This is a genomic window from Chryseobacterium geocarposphaerae (assembly GCF_002797535.1).
GTDB lineage: Bacteria > Bacteroidota > Bacteroidia > Flavobacteriales > Weeksellaceae > Chryseobacterium > Chryseobacterium geocarposphaerae.
Window position 1 is genome coordinate 1,726,811 of the sequence record NZ_PGFD01000001.1, and the last position, 22,471, is coordinate 1,749,281.

The 22,471-nt window shown below is 35.4% G+C and carries 24 protein-coding genes; 15 read left to right on the forward strand and 9 right to left on the reverse strand.

Annotated features, from left to right (window positions below):
- The first annotated feature begins 87 nt into the window (after positions 1-87).
- From CLV73_RS07610 to CLV73_RS07640, 7 genes are all read left to right on the forward strand, one after another.
- Positions 88-525: a DUF6526 family protein gene (locus tag CLV73_RS07610; protein WP_100376240.1), complete on the forward strand. Its 438-nt coding sequence runs from the start codon at positions 88-90 to the stop codon at positions 523-525.
- 26 nt (positions 526-551) lie between these two features.
- Complete coding sequence (locus CLV73_RS07615; protein ID WP_100376241.1) at positions 552-719, forward strand: phosphatidate cytidylyltransferase; 168 nt, start codon at positions 552-554, stop codon at positions 717-719.
- Between the two features lie 11 nt (positions 720-730).
- Positions 731-1,834 carry a DNA topoisomerase IB gene (locus CLV73_RS07620; protein ID WP_100376242.1) on the forward strand — a complete coding sequence of 368 codons (1,104 nt, stop codon included), beginning with the start codon at positions 731-733 and terminating at the stop codon, positions 1,832-1,834.
- 80 nt (positions 1,835-1,914) lie between these two features.
- Complete coding sequence (gene pruA, locus CLV73_RS07625; RefSeq protein WP_100376243.1) at positions 1,915-3,540, forward strand: L-glutamate gamma-semialdehyde dehydrogenase; 1,626 nt, start codon at positions 1,915-1,917, stop codon at positions 3,538-3,540.
- Positions 3,541-3,790: 250 nt separating this feature from the next.
- Complete coding sequence (locus CLV73_RS07630; RefSeq protein ID WP_100376244.1) at positions 3,791-3,973, forward strand: cytochrome C551; 183 nt, start codon at positions 3,791-3,793, stop codon at positions 3,971-3,973.
- Positions 3,974-4,116: 143 nt separating this feature from the next.
- Positions 4,117-4,332: a hypothetical protein gene (locus CLV73_RS07635; RefSeq protein WP_100376245.1), complete on the forward strand. Its 216-nt coding sequence runs from the start codon at positions 4,117-4,119 to the stop codon at positions 4,330-4,332.
- Between the two features lie 179 nt (positions 4,333-4,511).
- A complete protein-coding gene (locus CLV73_RS07640; RefSeq protein WP_100376246.1) occupies positions 4,512-5,672 on the forward strand; it encodes a thioredoxin fold domain-containing protein in 1,161 nt (386 codons plus the stop codon).
- A 62-nt stretch (positions 5,673-5,734) separates the two neighbouring features.
- Here the strand turns inward: CLV73_RS07640 and CLV73_RS07645 are convergent, their stop codons facing one another.
- Positions 5,735-6,757, reverse strand: coding sequence for a 3-oxoacyl-ACP synthase III family protein (locus CLV73_RS07645; RefSeq protein ID WP_100376247.1), 1,023 nt, complete (start codon positions 6,755-6,757; stop codon positions 5,735-5,737).
- A gap of 72 nt (positions 6,758-6,829) precedes the next feature.
- Here CLV73_RS07645 and CLV73_RS07650 point away from each other — a divergent pair, with 72 nt between their 5' ends.
- The 6 genes from CLV73_RS07650 to CLV73_RS07675 all read left to right on the forward strand — a co-directional run bounded on the left by CLV73_RS07650 (position 6,830) and on the right by CLV73_RS07675 (position 11,482).
- Positions 6,830-7,729 carry a magnesium transporter CorA family protein gene (locus tag CLV73_RS07650; protein ID WP_100376248.1) on the forward strand — a complete coding sequence of 300 codons (900 nt, stop codon included), beginning with the start codon at positions 6,830-6,832 and terminating at the stop codon, positions 7,727-7,729.
- A gap of 198 nt (positions 7,730-7,927) precedes the next feature.
- The gene (locus tag CLV73_RS07655; RefSeq protein ID WP_100376249.1) at positions 7,928-9,514 is read left to right on the forward strand and encodes a patatin-like phospholipase family protein; all 1,587 of its coding nucleotides are present in this window, start codon (positions 7,928-7,930) and stop codon (positions 9,512-9,514) included.
- A gap of 26 nt (positions 9,515-9,540) precedes the next feature.
- The gene (locus CLV73_RS07660; protein ID WP_100376250.1) at positions 9,541-10,044 is read left to right on the forward strand and encodes a DUF2199 domain-containing protein; all 504 of its coding nucleotides are present in this window, start codon (positions 9,541-9,543) and stop codon (positions 10,042-10,044) included.
- A gap of 119 nt (positions 10,045-10,163) precedes the next feature.
- A complete protein-coding gene (locus CLV73_RS07665; protein ID WP_157798753.1) occupies positions 10,164-10,508 on the forward strand; it encodes a hypothetical protein in 345 nt (114 codons plus the stop codon).
- On the forward strand, positions 10,501-10,929 hold the full coding sequence (locus CLV73_RS07670; protein WP_157798754.1) for a hypothetical protein: 429 nt from the start codon (positions 10,501-10,503) through the stop codon (positions 10,927-10,929). The genes CLV73_RS07665 and CLV73_RS07670 overlap by 8 nt, the downstream gene beginning before the upstream one ends.
- Positions 10,930-10,975: 46 nt before the next feature.
- Positions 10,976-11,482, forward strand: a complete 507-nt coding sequence (locus CLV73_RS07675) for a hypothetical protein (protein ID WP_100376253.1) — start codon at positions 10,976-10,978, stop codon at positions 11,480-11,482.
- A 395-nt stretch (positions 11,483-11,877) separates the two neighbouring features.
- Here the strand turns inward: CLV73_RS07675 and CLV73_RS07680 are convergent, their stop codons facing one another.
- The 8 genes from CLV73_RS07680 to CLV73_RS07715 all read right to left on the reverse strand — a co-directional run bounded on the left by CLV73_RS07680 (position 11,878) and on the right by CLV73_RS07715 (position 20,331).
- Positions 11,878-12,429 carry a DNA-3-methyladenine glycosylase I gene (locus CLV73_RS07680; RefSeq protein ID WP_100376254.1) on the reverse strand — a complete coding sequence of 184 codons (552 nt, stop codon included), beginning with the start codon at positions 12,427-12,429 and terminating at the stop codon, positions 11,878-11,880.
- Between the two features lie 184 nt (positions 12,430-12,613).
- Positions 12,614-12,856: a hypothetical protein gene (locus CLV73_RS19120; protein ID WP_157798755.1), complete on the reverse strand. Its 243-nt coding sequence runs from the start codon at positions 12,854-12,856 to the stop codon at positions 12,614-12,616.
- A gap of 221 nt (positions 12,857-13,077) precedes the next feature.
- Positions 13,078-13,977: an EamA family transporter gene (locus tag CLV73_RS07690; protein ID WP_100376256.1), complete on the reverse strand. Its 900-nt coding sequence runs from the start codon at positions 13,975-13,977 to the stop codon at positions 13,078-13,080.
- A gap of 158 nt (positions 13,978-14,135) precedes the next feature.
- A complete protein-coding gene (locus tag CLV73_RS07695) occupies positions 14,136-15,710 on the reverse strand; it encodes a DHA2 family efflux MFS transporter permease subunit (protein WP_100376257.1) in 1,575 nt (524 codons plus the stop codon).
- A gap of 189 nt (positions 15,711-15,899) precedes the next feature.
- Complete coding sequence (locus CLV73_RS07700) at positions 15,900-17,003, reverse strand: HlyD family secretion protein (protein WP_100376258.1); 1,104 nt, start codon at positions 17,001-17,003, stop codon at positions 15,900-15,902.
- A gap of 18 nt (positions 17,004-17,021) precedes the next feature.
- Complete coding sequence (locus CLV73_RS07705; protein ID WP_100376259.1) at positions 17,022-18,341, reverse strand: TolC family protein; 1,320 nt, start codon at positions 18,339-18,341, stop codon at positions 17,022-17,024.
- Positions 18,325-18,951, reverse strand: a complete 627-nt coding sequence (locus tag CLV73_RS07710; protein ID WP_100376260.1) for a TetR/AcrR family transcriptional regulator — start codon at positions 18,949-18,951, stop codon at positions 18,325-18,327. Before CLV73_RS07710 ends, CLV73_RS07705 begins: the two co-directional genes overlap by 17 nt.
- Positions 18,952-19,212: 261 nt before the next feature.
- The gene (locus CLV73_RS07715) at positions 19,213-20,331 is read right to left on the reverse strand and encodes a DNA polymerase III subunit (RefSeq protein WP_100376261.1); all 1,119 of its coding nucleotides are present in this window, start codon (positions 20,329-20,331) and stop codon (positions 19,213-19,215) included.
- Positions 20,332-20,553: 222 nt separating this feature from the next.
- Between CLV73_RS07715 and CLV73_RS07720 the strand changes: the two genes are divergently transcribed.
- The gene (locus tag CLV73_RS07720; protein ID WP_100376262.1) at positions 20,554-21,876 is read left to right on the forward strand and encodes a hypothetical protein; all 1,323 of its coding nucleotides are present in this window, start codon (positions 20,554-20,556) and stop codon (positions 21,874-21,876) included.
- Positions 21,877-21,879: 3 nt separating this feature from the next.
- Positions 21,880-22,470, forward strand: coding sequence for an LPS export ABC transporter periplasmic protein LptC (gene lptC, locus CLV73_RS07725; RefSeq protein ID WP_100376263.1), 591 nt, complete (start codon positions 21,880-21,882; stop codon positions 22,468-22,470).
- Position 22,471: the final 1 nt, after the last annotated feature.

Genomic DNA, 22,471 nt, shown 5'->3' on the forward strand with positions numbered 1-22,471 from the left:
CAGCAGGTTATTATCAAATCAATTACGTATTAAAAGATGAATATCTAATTTTTATTTTTTTGGAAAGATTCTTGCAGTATTCGCAGTATGGAAAGACAGAATTACAAAAATCACAAAAAATTTTATCCACCACACCATTTTATCTATCTACCCGTTCTCATTATTTTAGAAATTCTGGGTATTTATAAAGTTTTTAACGACAGTACGAATCAGCTACTCTGGATATTATTTTCGATTATTATTTTCCTGCTTTTCTATCTGGCTCTCATGCTGAGACAACATTATGCTTTAGGACTTCAAAACCGGTTGGTAAGACTTGAATTCAAACAGCGGTATTTTGAAATTTTCGGAAACAGATCTGATGAGGTTGAAGAAAAACTGAAATTTGATCAAATTGCAGCATTGAGATTCGCTTATGATGATGAATTTAAAGAATTGCTCTATAAAGCCCTTCATGAAAATATTTCAGGAGATGAAATCAAGAAGTCAATTCAAAATTGGAGGCCCGATCTGCATAGAATTTAGAATACTAAACACCAAAATAAATTATTATGAAAAAATTAAGTTTATACAGTCTCGCAATGTTCAGTTTGCTATCATTAACAAGCTGTGAAGCAGTAGAAACCATCTTTAAAGCTGGAATGTGGTGGGGAATTATTTTAGTAGTAGGAGTTATTGGTATCATTTTATGGCTATTCTCCAGAGGTAAAAACTCTTAAAATGATGCAGAATGGATAATCCAGACTTAGATATCATTTCTCATCTGAAACCTTCTAAGATCCTTAAAATCCTGAAAGACCCGGAAGCTTCTGCGAAAGCGGTAAATCTTATCTATACCTCAGATACGGAATCAGCAGGTATTATCAGAAAAAAACGGGGTAAAAAATATTCCTATTTCAAAGATGGGGAAAGAATAAAGGATAAAGACGAGATCAAAAGAATAAACGGACTGGTAATACCTCCAGCCTGGGAAAATGTATGGATTTGCGCATTGGATAATGGTCATCTTCAGGCTACTGGTTTTGATGTAAAAAAGAGAAAACAGTACCGTTATCATCCGCTTTGGAATGCATTGAGGAATCATACGAAATTTTACAGAATGCTAAAATTCGGATACGCCTTACCTGCTATGAGACTTCATATTGAACAGGATCTGGCTTTAAGAAATTTTGAAAAGCGGAAAATCCTCGCTTTAATTGTCAGCCTAATGCAAAAAACAAACATCCGGATTGGCAATAATGTCTATGAAAAATTGTACGGTTCGTTTGGCTTAACGACTTTAAAAGATAAACATGTAAAAATCAAAGGGCAGAAAATCACCTTTTCATTCAAAGGAAAAAAAGGTATCATGCATAATGTGGATCTTAAAAGCAAAAGATTGGCAAAATTAGTCCAGAAATGTAAGGATATTCCGGGAAAGGAATTGTTTCAATATTATGATGACGAAGGCAATCATCATTCTATAGATTCGGGGATGGTGAATGAGTACATTAAAGAAATCAGCGGCGACGATTTTACAGCAAAAGATTTCCGGACGTGGTCGGGAACGGTAAATGCTTTAATTGCTTTTAAAGAAATCGGGTACGCTGAAACCAACACCGAATATAAAAGAAAGGTGAAGGAAGCTCTCGAAATGGTGGCTTCTCATCTCGGAAATACAAGCACAGTCTGTAAAAAATATTATGTCCATCCTTTGGTCATCACTTTGTATGAAAACAACAGCATCAAAAAATATCTTGATGAGCTGGAAAAAATAGAAGAAAATGATGGTAAAGCGGGCTTAACTCAGGAAGAAAAACTGGTTCTCAAAATATTAGAAAACGAAAAGATGTAAATAGGTGCTATCGATTTTTTGTCAGGATTAAATGTTGTAAATTTGTATCATTAGCAAATTAAAAAATAATACAACGTAATATGTCTAAAGCAATTTCGCAAGTACCATTTGCAGTAAACGAACCGGTAAATTCTTATGCACCGGGAACTCCGGAAGTAAAAAGCCTTATCGCTCAATACAAGAAAATGTGGGCCGAAAAAGTAGAAATCCCAATGATCATTAATGGTAAGGAAGTAAGAACTGATGATAAGGTTCAACTTCAGTCTCCTCAGGATCATGCTCATGATTTCGGATTTTACCACAGAGGAACAATGCAACATGTGGACGATGCTATCAACGCTGCATTGGCTGCAAAAAAAGAATGGAACGAGCTGGGTTGGGAACAACGTGCAGCAATTTTCTTAAAAGCTGCTGATCTTTTAGCGGGTCCTTACAGAGATGTAATCAACGCTGCTACCATGATCGGACAATCGAAAAACGTACACCAGGCCGAGATTGATTCTGCTTGTGAGTTTATTGATTTCTTAAGATTCAATGTTGAATTCATGACGGAAATGTATTCTGAGCAGCCGGTTTCTGATGCTGGAATCTGGAACCGTGTAGAATACAGACCATTGGAAGGATTTTGTTTTGCAGTAACTCCGTTCAACTTTACGGCAATTTCAGGAAACTTGCCAACTTGTATGGCCATGCTTGGAAACGTAGTGGTTTGGAAGCCTTCTGATAAGCAAATCTATTCTGCAAAAGTAATTATGGATGTTTTAACTGAAGCGGGACTTCCTGCTGGGGTAATCAACATGATCTTTACAGACGGAAAAGAAACTGCTGAGAAAGTTCTGGCACACAGAGACTTTGCGGGTCTTCACTTTACAGGTTCTACAAAAGTATTCCAGGGAATGTGGAAAATGATCGGTGATAATATTCACAATTACAGAACATATCCAAGAATCGTTGGGGAAACCGGTGGAAAAGATTTCGTTATCGCTCACCCTTCTGCCAACGTAGAAGCAGTAGCTACAGCTTTGGTGAGAGGAGCTTTCGAATATCAGGGGCAGAAATGTTCTGCGGCTTCAAGAGCTTATATTCCTCAATCTCTTTGGGCTGATGTGAAGAAAGTAATGGAAACCCAGATTGCTTCCATTAAAATTGGTTCTCCGGAAGATCCATCCAACTTCGTAAACGCAGTAATCGACAAAAATTCTTTCGAAAAATGTAAAGGATATATCGACAGAGCCAATGCTTCAGGTGAAGCCAATGTAGTAATCGGTGGAACTTGTGATGATTCTAAAGGATGGTTCATTCACCCAACAGTTATCGAAACTACAAATCCTCAGTACGAAAGTATGGTTGAAGAAATCTTCGGTCCAATTTTATCTATCTACGTGTATGAAGATGCAAAATGGGCTGAAACTTTACAACTAGTAGATTCTTCTTCTCCTTATTCATTGACAGGTTCTGTGTTTGCTCAAGACAGATATGCTATCAACGAAGCATTCAAGGCATTGGAAAATGCATCCGGAAACTTCTACATCAATGACAAACCAACTGGTGCAGTTGTTGGTCAGCAGCCTTTCGGTGGTGGCAGAGCTTCAGGAACTAATGATAAAGCAGGTTCTAAAATGAACTTACTGAGATGGACTTCTGTAAGATCTATTAAAGAAACTTTTGTTTCTCCTAAAGATTATAAATATCCGTACTTAGGGTAATCAGCAATACATAATGAACAATGATTACTTGTTGTTCATTTGAAATACAGCCTCGGAACTTCGGTTTCGGGGCTTCTTTTTTGTAAAGCAGGAAGAAATGTTTTATAACTACATTCAAATAAAGGCATCAATAAGAAGATTTTGTCCACTTTTAACAAAATTTAGTCTATTTTATTGATATTTAATACTATACCATCCCAAATCGGAATAATAATTGGACTTTATCATCTACACCAAAAAATAAAATAGTATGAAAAAGTTTTTGTTACTAGCCATAGGGTTAGGAATTTTTGTCGTGAGCTGCGGCACCAAAGAATCATCTATGCAGAATACCAATCCGAATTCAACTTCTGTAGATACTACAAGGTCAACCCCTGCAAAAATTGATACTCTAAAGGTTGATTCTACCGCAGTACCACCTGCAACAAGATAAGGATAAGTTTAATCTTAAAATAGCTCAGCCGCGGAACTTCGTTCCGCGGCTGAGCTATTTTTATTGCTTCAAGCCATTGTCTTTTATAATTATTAAACATTTATGTTTTATTATTATATTTGAGTAACATTAAAACAATCAATATGAAAAAACTATGGATCGTTACCGGCTTAGGTTTACTGTTTTTAGGAAGCTGTGCAGACAAAAAAGAAAACAGAGAAGAATTTAAAGAAGCTCATAATAAAGATTCTATCAGGAACTCTATGGGAGACAGCGCTGTGGCAAATTCTGAACCTTCGCAAACAACGGCAGATACAGCCAAAATCCCTAAAGACAGCCTTACTTCTCCAAAGAAATAAAAAATTTAATTACTTCCTAAATTGGGAGCCAATGATACAAATCCGTAATGCATATTGCGGATTTTCTTGTTGTTTTATCTTTTTAATTTCCTTTCCGTAAATACTTTGCAATATTTTTCAAATAATCAAATAATATAATGCTCTTAATGATTACATTTGTAGCGGTCAAAAAAATTTAAATGAAAAAATTAGCAATATTATCTTCCCTGTTTATCGGAGCACTAGCATTTGCTCAGGGAATGAAATTTGAAGAAGGCAATTTCGCAACTATTTTAGCGAAAGCCAAAAAAGAAAAAAAATTGGTGTTCATAGATGCATATACTACTTGGTGTGGACCTTGTAAGCTGATGGCAAAGAATATCTTTCCGCTTCAGGCTGTTGGTGATTATTATAATAGCCACTTCGTGAATGCAAAAATCGATATGGAAAAAGGGGAAGGAATTGAACTTGCTAAAAAATACAATGTAAAAGCTTACCCGACTTATCTTTTCGTAGACGGAAACGGAGAAATCGTGCACAGAACTTTAGGATATGTAGAAGAAAAGGATTTCATTCAGTTTGCAAAAGATGCGGAAGATCCGAGCAAAAGATTAACCGCTTTGAAACAAAAGTTCGAGAACGGAGAAAAAAATCCTGAGTTTTTGAAAAACCTTGCTGGTCTTACAATCTATAGCGACACTGAATTTGCAGGAAGAGTTTTAGAGCGTTATTTTACTGCTAAGACTGAATTAGACAGAGATGACGTACAGATGCTTCTTTCCGGAGCTCAAACATCAGACAGTCCGTTATACAAAATTTTCCAGTCTAAAAAGACTGAGATCACAAAGGTTATTCCGACTGAACAATATGATGCGATTGATAAAAACATCAAAGTAAGTACACTCTTCAAAAAGTCATATAATAAGGATACAAAAACCTGGAATGATAACTATTTCCTGACGGAAGCTCAAAAATTCTTATCAAAAGAAGAAGCTGAAAAAACCCTTAAAAAGGCACAGGCAGGAAGAGCATTAAGAGATAAAGATTTTGCAACCTATGAAAAACTGACGATGGAGCTTTACAAAGATACTTCAGCTCTCTCTTCAGAAGAATTGAACTCTATCGCCTGGAATTTCTTTGAAAACGTAAGCAACAAATCTTCTTTGGAAAAAGCATTAGCATGGGCTCAAGAGTCTGTAAAGAAAAATGAAAACTATGCCAATACGGATACCTTAGCAAACCTTTACAATAAAATAGGTGATAAAAAGAATGCTAAATTGTGGGCGGAAAAATCAATTGAACTGGCAAAAAGCACAGGACAGGATTCTGCAGATACTGAAAAGCTTCTAAAAACTCTTTAAGAGTACAAGAATTATAAATAAGAAAGCCGAAGAAAATTCTTCGGCTTTTTATATGGTATAATTTAATATTCAAATAAAACGCTACCCCAGGTAAATCCGCTTCCGAAAGCGGAAAGAAGTACCAAATCTCCTCTTTTGATCTTCCCTTCTTCTATCGCTTCACTTAAAGCAATCGGAATAGAAGCAGCCGTTGTGTTTCCATATTTCTGGATGTTGTTATGAATTTTTTCATCCGGTAATCCAAACTTCTGCTGAACAAACTGAGCAATTCTCAAATTTGCCTGGTGCGGAATAAACATATCCAGGTCTTCTATGGTTTTTCCAGCTTTTTCCAAGGCTTCCTGCATTGTTTCAGGAAATCTTGTTACCGCATGTTTGAATACAAAGTTTCCGTTCATAATTGGATATACCTCTTTATTCGTAACATTTTCCGGTTCCTTTCTCATTCTGTCGCTCCAACCGAATTTAGAACCCGGAAACTGGGTACACAGCTCATCGGCATACTTTCCTTCAGAATGCATATTGAAAGACAAAATATCTCCCGCATTTTCATCTTCAGTCGCAGAAAGTACGATCGCTCCTGCTCCATCTCCGAAAATTACGGAAACTCCTCTTCCCTCATCAGAAAAATCTAATCCGAAGGAATGAATTTCTGCACCAACCACCAGAATATTTTTGTATGTATTCGACTTAATAAAAGCATTGGCAACGCTCATGGCATAGACAAAACCTGAACATTGATTTCTTACATCCAATGCTCCAATGGTATCACAACCTAACATATCCTGCAACAGCACCCCACATCCCGGAAAATAATAATCCGGTGAAAGCGTTGCGAAAATAATATAGTCGATATCTTTAGCGGTCAAACCTGCATTCTTTAGCGCTTTCTCAGACGCTTTAAAGCCCAAATATGCCGTGGTTTCCTGACTGTCATTTCTGTTTTTTCTATGTCTTCTTTCTTTGATTCCCGTCCTCTCCGTAATCCACTCATCATTGGTCGTCATTAATTTTGCTAGATCATCATTCGTAACAACGTTGTCCGGAACATAAAATCCAATCCCTTTTATTGTACTTTTAATCATATAGTTTTTTAATTTTGGCAAAGATAAAATTTATTTAATACATAGGATTTCAAAATATTACTATTTTTACTTATGCCAATTAACACAATATATAGAGACTCCCTGTGCGAATGGGTAGATGTGGAAGCTCCTACCGAAGAAGACCTAAAATTTCTTCATGAGAGGTATGAAATCAACCATCTGCTATTGGAGGATACCTTAGACCCGAACCACTTACCAAAGTATGAAGAAGACGGAAGCGTGAAGTTTTTTCTTCTGCGGGAAAGTACAGAACTGGAAAGAAAAACGCTCAATACGATAAGTGATATCAGTACCAAAATAGGGATTTTTCTTATCAACAATACTATTATCACCATTCACCGGATGAAGACCAAAAGTATTTTTCATACCAAAAAAGAGCTTTCTTCCACAGAGGGCAATACTACTCCTGACAAAATTGCTTTAATGATTGCTTTACTGATCATGAAAAGTTTCGATGATGAATCGGTGAGTCTGATGGAAACCATGGATAATATTGAGAATGAAATTTTCCTTAAAAATACTAACCACACCAATCAGATCAGAAGACTTTATAAATTAAAAAGAAAATCAGGCCTTAATTCCAGGGTGCTGACAATTTCTACAGATGCTATTGATAAATTCAAATTATTGAATTTGCAGGATTCCGAAGTAGTGGATTTAAAGGATAAGCATAAGGATGTTGTAGCAGATTTCGACCATTTAAATATTCAAATCACCAACCTTATCTCCATGTTTTTGGCTCTTTCTGATCAGAAAGCCAATCAGGTCATGAAAGTTTTAGCCATCTATTCGGTCTACTTTTTACCTATCACTTTTATTGCCGGAGTGTATGGAATGAACTTTGACCATATGCCTGAACTGCACCATAAAAACGGATATTTTTTCACCTTGGGACTGATGGCTGTTGTAGTGATCTGCACTTTTATTTATGCTCGCAGAAAACAATGGTAACTTCATTAATATCGTGAAAACACTGGGAATAAATATTTCAAACATAATTAACTTTGAATGGTAAAAAAATATATCATTGTAACTGTCATCCCGACGAAGGAGGAATCTCATAAGTATTTAAAGATTCTTAGTTTTAGTCCCTTTCATTCAGAATGACAGACTACCTTTGAAATAACCATTTCATAAAAACACCAAACCATGAAACCTGAAACTTTACACAAAATTCTTGAGGAAGATTTCCTTTCCAAAGATTCTAAGGAAAAACTTGCTGCATTGTATGATAAAATATCCTGCAAAGAGTTTTCGGATCTGTTGGATGCTAATGGCAATCAATATGTGGAATTCGTACAGGAAGGAGGCGGAGTCTGGGGAAGTGCATTGGTGGGCTATCTGTATGGTCTTGAAATCTTCGGGATCCGTTTTCTGAAAGTTGCAGGAACAAGTGCGGGAGCTATTAATACGATGCTTATTGCCGCCTGCAAAACTAAAGAAGAAGCCAAAAGCGAAGTGATAAAAGGCATCCTTTTCAACTGGAATTTTGCAGATTTTATGGATGGAAAACCCTATGTAAAGACAACCATCCATGCCATGCTGAATAACAAGAATTTTATTAAAATAAATGCAGTCTTAGCTGTCATTCTCATGCTCATTCTTGTCATTATTCCCTTTGCCGTTCCATCAGAAACTACCTTACGAGCCAAACTGCTTTTTCTGATCCCTTTAATCCCCATACTTATTGCTTTGATCTGTTTGAAGAAACTGTATAATGACTTTAAAAAACAAAACAGCGGCTTCAATCCGGGAAATGCTTTCCTAAGCCAGATGAAAGAAGTCCTGAACAACTTTGGAATAAAAACCGTAGCAGAACTGAATAAAAAATTTATTCAAAAAGAAAATGAGCTAGGTTTACATTACCGATATGGCAACGGACAGGAATACTATAATAAAGCTTTACAAAGCATTGAAAGCATCAAAGAGAAAAACTTAGAGCATATTGATTCTACCCGGTATAAAATATTCTATGAGAGTTCTGTAAATAATGACTATTATAAAAACAATCCTTTTTATCAGCTAAAATCTGAATACGTTATTGTTACGACAGATATTAATGCCAAAATAAAAGTTGAGCTTCCTACCATGGCCAATCTTTATTGGTCTGAAGAAGAGCTCAAACACATCAGTCCCGCGGAATTCGTACGGGCTTCCATGTCGGTTCCGTTCTTTTTTGGACCCATGCAAAAACGCATTAATAAAGATGATGATTCGGTAAAATATGCCTGGAAATTCTGGATGAACACCAAAAAGGAAGACATCAATCCTGTAGGAGTTTTTATTGACGGTGGAAGTATTTCCAACTTTCCCATCGATCTCTTTCATGCCAATGATGTTTTCTATCCAAGGATGCCTTTATTCGGAGTACAGCTGACCAGTGATTCTGATATTGCCTCCGAAAAAGGAAAAACCAGCGAGGTGATTTTAAAATCACCATTTTCTTACGCCGGAAATATCATCAGTACTCTAAAAGGATTTAATGATAAAACTTTTCTTACCAAACACTCGTTCTACCGTCTTTTCAGCATTCAGACCGTAAATTGCGGAACGAGCAGCTGGCTGAATTTCTTCATGAAAAGAGAGGAAAAAGAAGAACTTTTCAACCGTGGCTTCCAGGCTGCTCTCGATTTTCTCAATCACTTCGACTGGGAAAAATATAAGTATGAAAGAATGATGCTCTCTATGAAAGAGAAAAAGATTTTGAAAGAAGAGGATACACCAACTGTAGGGTAAATCTTACACTTTTTAATTTTAAATATATGACGAAATACATCTGCCAATGTTGTGGCGAAGAAAAAGAAGATTGGCCTGCAATCGCTTATTCTGCACCTTATCCATATTTCCAATTATCTGAGGAAGAACTTAAAAATTCTGAATTAACTCCAGATTTATGCATCATTAGATATCCTGATGAAACATGTTACTTTGTTCGCGCAGTTCTGATTCAGGAAGTCAATGAAAGTTGCCAGGATCTTGAATATGGAATCTGGGTTTCCTTAAGTGAAAAAAGTTTTAACGAATATGTGGAAAATTATGATAATGAAGAATTCGAAGGTGGATATTTCGGATGGCTTTCAAATTATTTTCCTGATTATGAATTCAGTGAAAGTATTCCTACTGATGTGATCGTTAACAACAAAATAGGAAGACCATTTGTTTATCCTCATGAAAGTCATGAACATCCATTTGTAAAAGATTTTTACAGCGGAATTTCTAAAGAGGAAGCTGAAAGGAGGGTTAATGTAGTTTTAAATAAAAACTAATGTACAAGCTAGCCTCTATAAAAAAGTTCACTGATAAGTATTTTGTCATTATCCTTTTTGTATTCCTTGCTTTATTTATCATTTTTTGTTTAATTGGTTCAGCAATAGAAACAAAAAATATGCTCAAAAGACCAAAGTTCACTATTGCAATTGCCATTACAGATTGGCATCATAAAAATAATAATGGTGTAGGGACAGATTATATGTATAAACTTGATGGTGTAACCTTTAGAAGAACAATATCAGATTCCTATAAAAAAGGAGATAAGTTTTTAATAATTTATGACTCTTTAAAACCAGAAAAATCTCAAAGCTTACCTTTATATCCTGTAAAGCAGGATTATATAGGACTAAAGATTCCCGAAAACGGATGGAAATATGAAGAAGTTCCTTTTAAAATCGATAGCAATATTATCAGAGAGTATTTAAATGATTGGAATGTTGAACCTTATGAATATGATTAAAAAAATTTACTTAGATATTGATGGTGTTATTTTAACATCAAAACAAACGCAGCCCGCTAAAAACATTGAAGAGTTTATGCATTTTATAGTTGAAAATTTTGACTGTTATTGGCTAACAACGCATTGTAAAGGAGATATAAATCCTACAATTAAATATTTGAGTAATTACTTTAGCAAGACTACAATCTATATCTTTAAAAATATTAAACCTACCAATTGGGAGACTTTAAAAACAGAAGGTATCGACTTTTCTTCGGATTTTATTTGGCTAGATGATTATCCTTTATATTCAGAGAAATTGATTTTAGAAAAAAACAATTGCTTAGAAAATTTAATTGAAGTCAATTTGAACAACAAAGACGAATTATTAAGAATAAAAGATGAACTAATTAAAAATGTTTTATCAAATACATCGATATAAATCCAATCGCTTTTCTTAACTTTAATAGCACCAAATACAATAATTTATGAAAAACTCATTACTACTAGCCTTAGTTATCTTTTTAGGATTTGTAAGTCATTTAAATGCTCAAAAAATATCAGACGGACAATCTGTTGATATCAACGGGATGAGCGTCACTTTTAATATTTTAAATAAGGAAAGTGTTGAAGTCGGAGGAAAACCTTTTGACCGCTATAAAGTTTCGGCAACGGTAAAAAATAACTCGGACAAGTCTTATAATATCAGGCTTACTTCATTTCCTCAAATCGTAAGTAATATTGGCATTGTAGAACTGGACTGCATCAATGCTACCGGAGCCAAGCTGACTTCAAAGAAAATCCAGCTGAAAATGAAAGCGCAGATCATTAATGTTACATATTCAGCGTATGATAAATCCGGAAAATTCATGAACTCTACCATTCCTGTCACCGGAAGCTATTATTTTGATGCAGGAGATTCTATCAGTGACAATGCTATTTTCATTGTTCCGCAAGGTGAAAAGCCCGATGTTTCGGTGAGAAGTTTAAAATAAATATTGAGACTTAAAATCTAATATAGTATTTCGGCTGTCATGCTGAGCGCAGTCGAAGCATCCCTAGATTTTATACGAAAGATTTCTTCGATGTCGAAATGACAACAGTGAATGTTTTCAGAAGCCATTACTTCCTTCGGCTCTTTAGATAGAAAATATAGAGAACATATTCTAATCCATGCAAGGTGTTAAAGCTGAGCGTCTCTAGGTATTGAAGTCGTCCATCTAAAGATGTTAGGATCGCTCGATTCTAATGCTTAGAATTTTTTATAGTTGTCAGAGTTCAACTTTTCTCAGTTAATAAAAGCTTAGAGCTGTCATGCTGAGGAATCGAAGCATCTATTGTTTATATGAAAAGATTTCTCCGTTGTCGAAATGACAGCAACGAAATTAATCTATTTTGTATACCATTTAGGATGATGCTTTAAAACAGTATGATACACAGGACAGCTTTCTGCATGAGAACCTTTCAGATAGCCGATACTCATCAGGAATTCATTCACAATTTCACCTCCTGTAAACTTAAAGGTTTTCTTAAAAAGCTTCATCCATTCCGGTAATGTTTTGGGATGATGATGCTCCAGCCATTTTTCAAATGAACCGAATTCTTCTTGCAAACTGAGGATCGTTTTTGCATTTTCTATGGCCGCATTTACTTTTAATTTATTTCTGATAATTCCGGGGTCGTTCAACAGCCTTTCACGGTCAGCTTCTGTATAATGGGCTACTTTTTCAATTTCAAAATTGCTGTACGCCTCTCTGAAGCTTTCCTCTTTTTTAAGAATTGTTTCCCAGCTCAATCCGGCCTGATTGATCTCCATAATCAGCCTTCCGAATAATTCATTATCATCATGAATCGGGAAACCATAATGGTTATCATGGTAATTTTTGTGAAGTTCTCTCCTGCTTTCAGGCTGCATTCCGTCGATGGCTAAGCAATAACTCATTTTTGTTTTGATTATAATTGATGATGTAAAGATAATGGTAAGTATTGACAACTGTTTGTCAGGAATCAATTTCAAGTCTTCAATTTCTATTTTTAAACAGAAACAGGTTAAATAAAATACACTTCTTGAAGTTCTTTTCCATTGTATTTGTATATAAGATCATTTAATTAGCCGATCTTATTTATTATCTACAGTTTTCATCCCAACACCGATTGTTTATTTTCATCAATTCCAGAATACGATTAGTAAGCTCTTCATCATGAACATATCTTCCTACACCTACCCTATAAACAACACCGTTTTTGTATGTGAAAATAGCCTGAATTTTCCTAGTATTCAGATATAAATCAATCTCACCATAACTGTAGGCTATTCTTACTTCTTCTCCTTCAGAAAACTGATTGATCCTTTTACAGATAAATGCCAAGTCAGTCTTATTTTTTATGTTTAGATTTCTTATTCCACCATTGGATTCACACCATCGGTTTTCTATTTGTATATCTACCCCTTCACACTCTATAGGTTTATTTTTACAATTAATCAGAAATAAGAGGATAAGGATAAAGGATATATAGTTGTTATACATTGTTCTCATTATTTTTAGTTTTATTTATTTCTCCCAGAAGTAAATTGTTTGGTAGACATTGTTTATAGTGCCACATCCTTTTGTAATCTGAAAATTTCTTTTGCATTGAAAACAATGACCGCCAGGAATATGATTGAATAGGCGAGAACCTGAATTCCTCCAAGTGCTTCATGATAAACCGCTCCCGCCAGAATAAATGCGATAATCGGATTGATATTCAAAATCATTCCTACTTTTGAAGAAGCAATTCCGGACAAAGCATATAAATTTAACAGCAAAGGCACAATGGTATACATAACCGCAATGATTTCAATATACAGATAGAATTTGAAACCGGTAGGAATAGCCCCTGAATACGACGGAAAGAACGGCAACAGAATGAGTGCAGCCAAGATAATATGGAAATTCAGAATCAGGAATTTATCAAACTTGGAATTGACGCTTTGAGTAATCAAATAACAGGCGTAGGTGGAACCAATAATACTGCTGTACAGCATATCTAAAAGGTTAGAATAAGATAATAGAATACATCCTAGTCCACTCAGAAAAACAGACAGCCACTGAAGTTTAGTTAACTTTTCACGAAGAATAAAAAACGCAAGAATAGTTGTAATAATAGGGCAAACAAGATAAGCCACCGAAGTAGCTCTTACACTCACATGATTCATGACATAAATAAAGGAAAACCAGTTCCCGGTGAGCAGAATACTGCTCAGAATATTGAGTCCTATTATTTTCTGCTTATTTTTTTGATCGAGGCTTTTAAAATATTTAAAATTGTCCTTCAGCTTCAATCTTCTGAAAAGCACCGTTACCAAAGTCATAATAATCGCGCAGCTAAACACCCTGTAAAACAAAATATCCAATGAAGCATAAGCATGTAATGGTCTTAGAACCAAGCTAAAAGTTCCCCATGTCGCAAAAGCAAAAATAGCAGCTAAATAATATTTCAGGTTTTTCAAGTGAAATTGGATTTATGAATTTAAAATGAAGGCAAAGATAGTCGATTATTAGCCATTCTAAGTTCTTTATCACTTTATAATATATAACCGTCACTTCTTGATAAGCACAAAAAACCCTCTGAAAATATTCAGAGGGTTTATATAATTAAAAATAAAATCTAGTGTACGCTACTTAAATCTATTTTCTCTTTACTTTTTCTTTCTTTAATGAAAAGGATAAACGGAATACAAATCAGGAATATTACTCCTAAATAAAGGAACACATCCATATACGATAATACAGTTGCCTGTTTTGTTACAGATAAATCCAGCATTTTGTAAGCCGCATTCAATGCTGCATCCGGAGTCATTCCTTTGGCGACAAAGCTCGCTTTTAATGCATTCACCCTCTGCTGAACATCAAAGTCGGTGGAATCTAAATGGGTAATCAGATTCACCCTGTATTTCTGACTCGCATTAGCGATAAATGTGGTAATCGCTGCGATTCCGAAAGATCCTCCCAACTGTCTCATCATACCGGTGAACGCCGCTCCCTGACCAATTTCCTGACCTTTCAATGTACTTAACGATAGTGAAGTAATCGGAATGAATAACAATCCAAGACCTGCTCCCCTTACAATCAGCATCCAGAAGAAAGCATCTTTACCGGTATCGGGTGTCAGAATTTTATAGCCCCAGAAACTGTAAATAAAGAATATAAATAATCCTAAAGAGACAAGAATCTGTTGTTTGGCACCTTTGGATAACAATCTACCAATGATAGGCATCATAAAGGCGGTAGTCAACGCGGCAGGAATCATCAAAGCTCCCGACTGAAGCGCCGTCCATCCCAAAATACTCTGGGTATACAACGGAACAATAAAGGTAGAACCATACAATCCAAATCCTAATACAAAGGACATCACGGTACCGATCCTCAAATTACTGTTCTTCAATACTCTTAATTCCACAATCGGATATTTGAACGTAAGCTCCCTCCAGATGAATAATATAAATCCTAAAGCTGCCGATATTGTAAATACAACAATCCACTCACTGGCAAACCAGTCTTCTTCATGGCCTCTTTCCAGAATATATTGTAATGATCCAACAGTAACTGCCAGTAAACCAATTCCTATCCAGTCAACATCCGAAGCTTTACGCTTTTCAGCATATTTTGGACTTCTCACAAACTGAAGCGTCATTAAAGTTGCTGCAATACCGATAGGAATATTGATATAGAAAATATACGGCCAGCTGAAATTATCTACGATATATCCCCCAAGAGGCGGTCCTAACGTGGGACCGATAATTACTCCCAGACCATAAATCGCTTGAGCCATACTTCTTTTTTCAATCGGATAAGATTCCGTAATGATCGTTTGAGAAGTTACCAGGAGAGCTCCTCCTCCGATTCCCTGCATCAATCTGAAAAATACCAATTCCCAAATATTCGTCGCGTTTCCGCATAAGAATGAAAATACGGTAAAGATGATGATGGAAGCCGCGAAATAATTTCTTCGCCCGAACTGCTGGGAAAGCCAGCTCGTCATTGGTACAATAATTACGTTACCTATGGCATACGCCGTAATTACCCAACCTACTTCAGAAAGTGTAGCTCCCAGATTTCCCTTCATTTCATTGAGGGCAACGTTTACAATCGTGGAGTCCACAATTTCCAGTAGTGCACAAAGAATAGCCGTAATCGTAATGATTACTCTTCGGGCACCGTATTCTACTAATGAATCCTGCATAGTTATTTTTACGATGTAAAAAGTGAATTGTCAATAATCAGTCTACTTTGTTGTCAATTTTACTACTTCATTTCACACTGCATCACTGACCTCTCTTATAAAACCTATCCCAACTTCATCTCAATTTCCGGTCTTCATTTCATGTTCATCATTGACCTGCCTTCGCAAAATTGACAATTCACTTATATATTATTTCAACGAAACTTCTGCTTTCACGTTCATTCCTGTTCTCAATCTTTTTGCAATATCCTTATCAAGATTTACAAAGTCTATTTTTACAGGAAGTCTCTGAACCACTTTTACGAAGTTACCACTTGCGTTATCCGGAGGCAAAATTGAGAACGTAGCTCCTGTTGCAGGAGAAAATGAACTTACAACTCCTTCAAATTCTCTATCAGGAAAAGCATCAATCTCGATCTTCACTTTCTGGCCTTCCACCATTTTATCCACCTGGGTTTCCTTGAAGTTGGCCACTACCCATTTCTGGTCATTTTTAACTAAGGCAAATAACTGAGAACCTGCCTGTAAATATTGTCCTGCCTGAATTGGAACTTTTCCAACATATCCGTCTTCCGGAGCAACGATTACTGTATAAGATAAGTTTAGTTTTGCATTTTCTACATCTACTTCTCTTTGTTTTGCAACGGATCCTGCAACACTAATCTGTTGAGAGCTTGCTGCTGTCTGAGAAGACGCAACATTAGTTTGCTGGGCAATCTGATTTTTCTGGTCAATTAAAACCTGTAACTGTCTGTCGGCAGATTGTTTTGCTGCTAAAGCCTGCTCATATTGTTGCTCGGTAATAGAATGATCTTTTACCAATACTGAATATCTTTTTAAATCCTGACCCGTTTTCCAAACATTTACTTTTGCTGCTTCAATTTGCGCATTGGCAGTAGTAACTGCTGCTTCTGAAGTATTGATGTTTTTAGAGGTTGCTGTAGTAGTAGCTTCTGCGTTCGCGATATTGCTTTTTGCCGTTACCAAAGCAGCCTGAGCTTGTTCAAGCGCCATCTTCTGATCTCTGTTATCTAAAATAACCAAGGTATCTCCTTTTTTGACGAATTGGTTATCTTTTACTTTAACTTCCGTTACATATCCTGAAATTTTAGAAATTACAGGTGCTAAGTTTGAAGCGATCTGAGCATCGTCAGTTTCTTCGTGAACCTGCCCGTAAGAATAAGTTTTATATCCGTAGATTCCTCCACCGATTAAAACAACCGCCAAGATTATTGGGAAAACTAAACTTTTTTTCTTTTTAGGTTCAGTCGCTTGTGTAGTATTATTTTCCATTGTTGGTATCGTTCTTAATTATTTAATTGTTAAAGTTCCTGTAGTTTGTAATAGTTTTCTGTATGCCAACGCAGCGTCTGCCTTTGCATTGATTACTCCAACATTGGCCTCAATCTGAGCCGCATCCGCATCCAGTAATTCCGTCATGGTAGCCAGACCGTTGTCATATTTATTTTTTGTGATTCTGTAATTTTCATTAGCCTGTTCCGCAGATTTTTCGAAAACAGCAATTCTCTTTTTAGAATAATCTGTATTCTGATATTCTCTGTTTACATCAAGCTTGATGTTATCATTTAACAACTCGTTGGTTGCTGCCAATTGCATTTCTCTTGCTTTCGATTGCTTATAAGCTGAATTTTCTTTCCAGATATTGGATAAGTTATAAGAAATCCCCACTCCAACGTTTACGGCATTATAGATTGTTAAAAACTTAGGAATATCAGCTGCAACATAGCCTCCTGTAAATGCAAGGGAAGGAAGATTTTCCGCTTTTGCTGCTTTTGTTCCCAAAGCGGCTGCCTGTCTTTGCTTATCAAGAGCCTGAAGATCTTTACGGTTTTCTTTGGCTGCGTTTACATAAAAATCTACAGGCTTTACATCTTCTCCTTCCTCAATATAATTTTGATCTACTTCAATTTCTGTAGTTTCGGGAAGACCCAATAATAAATCCATATTGATATTGGCAATATTGTAGTTATTTTTTGCTTCCAATAATTGCAATTCTATATTTGAAGTCTGAAGATTCGCTTTTAAACGGTCATTCCTTGCAATAACTCCATTATTTTCAAGTTTAAGGAAAGTCTCGTCTCTTTTTTGAGAAGCGGTAAGGTTTTCTTCTAAAACTTTAATGGACTGGTTGGCTTTAAATAAGTTATTGTATGCCTGAGCAACGTTGTAAGCAATTGCCGTTTTGTCATTTTCAGTCGTTAGTCTGGATGCTTCCACCAAATATTTTGCAGATTGGATTCCGTATTTTATTCTTCCACCGCTGTAGATCGGAACACTCAGGTTAGCCGATCCGTAAAGAACTTGATGTACCTCCGGACTGCTACCCCCTTCCGCTGAAACTCCCGGAAGCTTTATATTTACATTCGGTTTATTGGGAAGATACATATAACTTCCAGAAACTTTAAGCTCCGGTAATTGTTTGTTTTTTGCTTCCAAAAGGTCTGCTGTAGCTTCTTCAATCTTTGCAGCATCAATCTTCAGATTTTTACTGTTCTGGATTCCCAATTGCACAGCTTCATCAAGAGTAAGTGTTTTTTTCTCCTGAGCATTTGCGTTTGCAAACCCTACGAATAGAGCTAATGCAAGGACTGAGTTATTTATTTTCTTCATAACCTAAAAGGTCTTTTAGTAAATATTTAATATGTTTATTAAGTTCTGAGTAATATTTTTCATCGAAAACTTCTTCATCCTCAGTATCATTCAGGAATTCTTTATACATTTCTTTGGCATTGGATGCATAAAATAAAGTTCCGCTCACTGTAGCATGTAAAAGATAAATAGGAGGATTCTTTGTAAAAATTCCTTTTTCTAATCCACTTTCCAGGATTTTAGAATACATCGCAATGAATCCCATTTTTGTCTGCTTCAGAAATTCAACAATCTGAGGATTCTTTGTATGAAGCTGTTCCCGCTGCATAATTCTGTAGAAACATTTATGGTTTCTTACCCTGCCGGCAAACTGATCTACTATTTTCTCTATTTTTTCCCATTCGTTGATATCAGTTCTTTCAAGGATATCCTTCGAAAAGAATTGCCCCTCATTCATCCTGTATTCAACTAATTTTTCATAAAGCTTTTCTTTTGAACCAAAATAATAGGAAATCATAGAGATATTCACATTTGCTGCTTTTGCAATCTCACGGGTAGAAGTACCTTCGAACCCAAGCTCTGCAAATAATTTTTCAGCAGCATACAATATATTTTCTTCTTTTGATAACATTTCTATGTTCTATTTTCAGGCTGCAAATATACTACCGATTTTTGATAAATCAAACGATTGATTGATTTTTAATTTAATTTTAATTTTTTGTTAATAAATGAAATATTAAAACCCTAATAATCAAATATTTAAATTTTATTCAAAAATTAATTAAAATGATAGATTTTGTGTTTATTAATAATTTTAAAGACAAAACAGCTTTCTAATTCAGGCTTCAGAAAGAGATTTTTAAGATAAAAAGAAAAAGTTTTCGATACTTATTTATGAATTCTTGTGTATATGTCTTGATAATTTTATTCCTAAATCTGTCCAGACTATTTTAGGATTTCCGTTTCTGGTAAGGTGCAGATCAGCTGTATTGATTTCTTCCAGAATACTTTCAATATTGGCTCCGCTTATATATTTTGAAAATCCTTTCCAGTTAAAGCCATTGGCATCAATCTTCTTATACACCAAAGCCTCGGATTGGTAATTTTGAAGCAAAGCCAATCTGAAAATTTCAGAACAGTAATTTAAAAAGTTTTTCTGCTTCTCCCTGTTCCATCCCGCAATTTCTCTTGCCCAAATAATGATACTTCTCAGAAATTCAGGCTTCTTTTTCACCATAAAAGCGTCACGAACCCATTGTACAAAAAGTTTTTCAAACTCTTCGTTCTTGTTTCCGGATTCTAAAAGTTTAAGAGCATCGTTCAGATCTCCCTGAGCTTCATGAACGATTTCTTTTATTTTTTCATCTGAAATATTAAAATTAGTTTTCAGATACATCTGAATATCTTCATCATTAATTCTTGGAACTTCTACAATCTGGGTTCTAGAAAGAATAGTCGGAAGAATATCGTTGGAAGACTCTGCTGTCAATAAAATAACTGTTTTTGCAGGCGGCTCTTCGAGGAACTTAAGAAATTTATTGGAAGCGGCAACGTTCATCTTATCAGCTCTCCAGACGATCAGAATTTTGGTTCCGCCTTCAAAACTTTTAAGGGAAAACTTCTGGTTTTGGTCATCTATTTCATCTGCTGAAATAAACAGCTGCTTATTTTCAGATTCAAGAAAAGCCGTCCAGTCATCATAGCTTGAATAGGGAGACTTAAGAATCATTTCACGGAATTCTTCAAACTTATTTTTGCTTAAAGAATTTTTATTATCCGTAAAAACGGGAAAACTGAAATGTAAATCCAGATGATTTAAGTGCTCCACCTTTGAAGCAGCGTGTTCATTTTCCCGGCTCAAAACTTCTTTTGCATAGGCTAAAACCATAGGCAATGTGCCATATCCTTCTTTTCCTACGAAAAGCTGGGCATGGCTTACTCTGTTTTCGGTAATACTGTCTCTTAGAAGTTTTTTCAGATTTTCTTGTCCGGCAATGTTCTCCCAATTCATGGCCCAAAGATAAAGAATTTTTAGAACGGATGATTTGTGAGATGTGAATTTTACTTCGCAAATAAATCATGAATTTTATGTAAAAATCAACAGCAAAGCGAATTGGCAACTCACTATTCACCATAATTCTCTCTATTAATCCCCTTAACAAACTTTAACCTCTTATAATTTTTACAATTCATTAATATTTAAGATATTTGCGCATTGTTTTAAAAATATAGAATGAAAAAAATCTTTGTACTATCATTCATATCAGTTGGATATTTCTTACAGGCGCAAAATCTAGGTAACTCACCTTATGCAGCTTATGGAATTGGAGATGTAAAATATGATAATACGATTGAAACTTCCTCTATGGGAGGTATATCAACAGCTTATATCAGTGATTTCACCAGCAGCTTCAACTTTGCAAACCCTGCTAATAACGCTAATTTTGAACTGACAAGTATTAAACTTGAAGCGACTAACGAAAACAATTATTTTAAAACTGATTACAACAGTACAAAGTCTACCAAACATTCTACGTATCTGTCTAATATCTCTTTAGCGTTTCCCTTGTCTTCTAAGGTAAAGATGGGATTATCTTATCAGCCATATAGCTCTAAAAGCTATGATATTACAAACAGTTATGAAGTTACTAATCCTCAAACTTTAGAAAAAGCTACCTATACCAACCAATTTAAAGGAAGCGGTACGTTAAATACGGCACAGATTGCTTTGGCTTATAAAGTTGCTCAGGAATTCTCAGTAGGTTTAAGAGCCAACTATTATTTCGGAAATCTTTCTGATCTGGATGAATTCCACACTTCTAATGCTGAATTATACAATGGATATGAAACGACTACCAATGTAAGAAACTTCAACTTCACTTTAGGAGCAAATTACCAGCATCTTAACACAAGTACAGATAAAAAGTTAACCATTGGAGCAACTGCTACTTTTGGAAACACCAGCAATATGATTACCAGCTATAAAAATAGTACTTATTTTTATACAGATGCTTCGATGGAAACAAAAAGCTACGAAACCATTATTGAAGAAAAGCAGTCAAATGCTAAAAACCTTTTACCTTTACAGGCTTCTTTAGGAATAGGATATGGAAGTGAAAACCAATGGTTTGCCTCTGCTCAGGTTGACTACAAAAAAGGAGAAGAAACTTTATATTTTGGTCAGACAAGACAATTCCAGGATTCTTACAGAGTTTCTGTAGGGGGGTGGTATTTGCCGAACTATAATAACTTCAGAAATTATTTTTCAAGAGTGGTTTACAGATATGGAGCATTCTATGAGAAAGGAAGTCTTTCTATAAACGGACAGGGTGAGCTTGATCCAAACGGGAACAGCATTAATAAGTTCGGTATTTCTGCCGGTGTATTGCTACCATTCAAAAACAGCAGTATTACAAGGATGAGCGGTCTTGAAGTAGGAGTAGAATTAGGAAAAAGAGGAACATTAAAAAACAACTTGATCAATCAGAATTATATCAATTTAAAGATAGGATTCAATTTTGCGGATAAATGGTTTAGAAAATCATTGTATAACTAAAAAATGAATTTGAATTCAAAAATAAAATTTAAAAATATAGCATATCTTCTCAGTTGTGCTATATTTTTTATCATGACATCCTGTGAAGAGGATCTCACAAAAGGAAACGATAATAAAAATAAAAACTTTCCTTCACAAATCATCAATAACGCTCATATCATACAGAGAGATTCGGGGATGGTCACTTTAAAAGCAACCGCTCCTATCATTGAAAAGTATGAACTGATAGACAGTCCTTATATCGTAGCTAAAAGGGGGATCAATATTGAGTTCTTTGATAAAAAGAAACCTAAGACTCCGGGAAGGATTACGGCAAAATATGCGCGCATTTTTGAGTATAAAAAATTCTATGAGGCAAAAGGAAATGTAAGGATCACCACCAATGAAGGTCAAAGATTTGCCATGCAAAGTATTTACTGGGATCAGAAGAAAAACAGGATTTATACACGGGACACTGTTTTTGTAACCATGGAAGACGGTTCCACTTTGGTTGGAGCTAAAGGTATGACGGCTAAAGATGATTTCTCGGAATATACTTTCTTTAATAGTTCCGGAGATATCAATTCTAAAAAATTATCCGAAAATCAGAAATAAA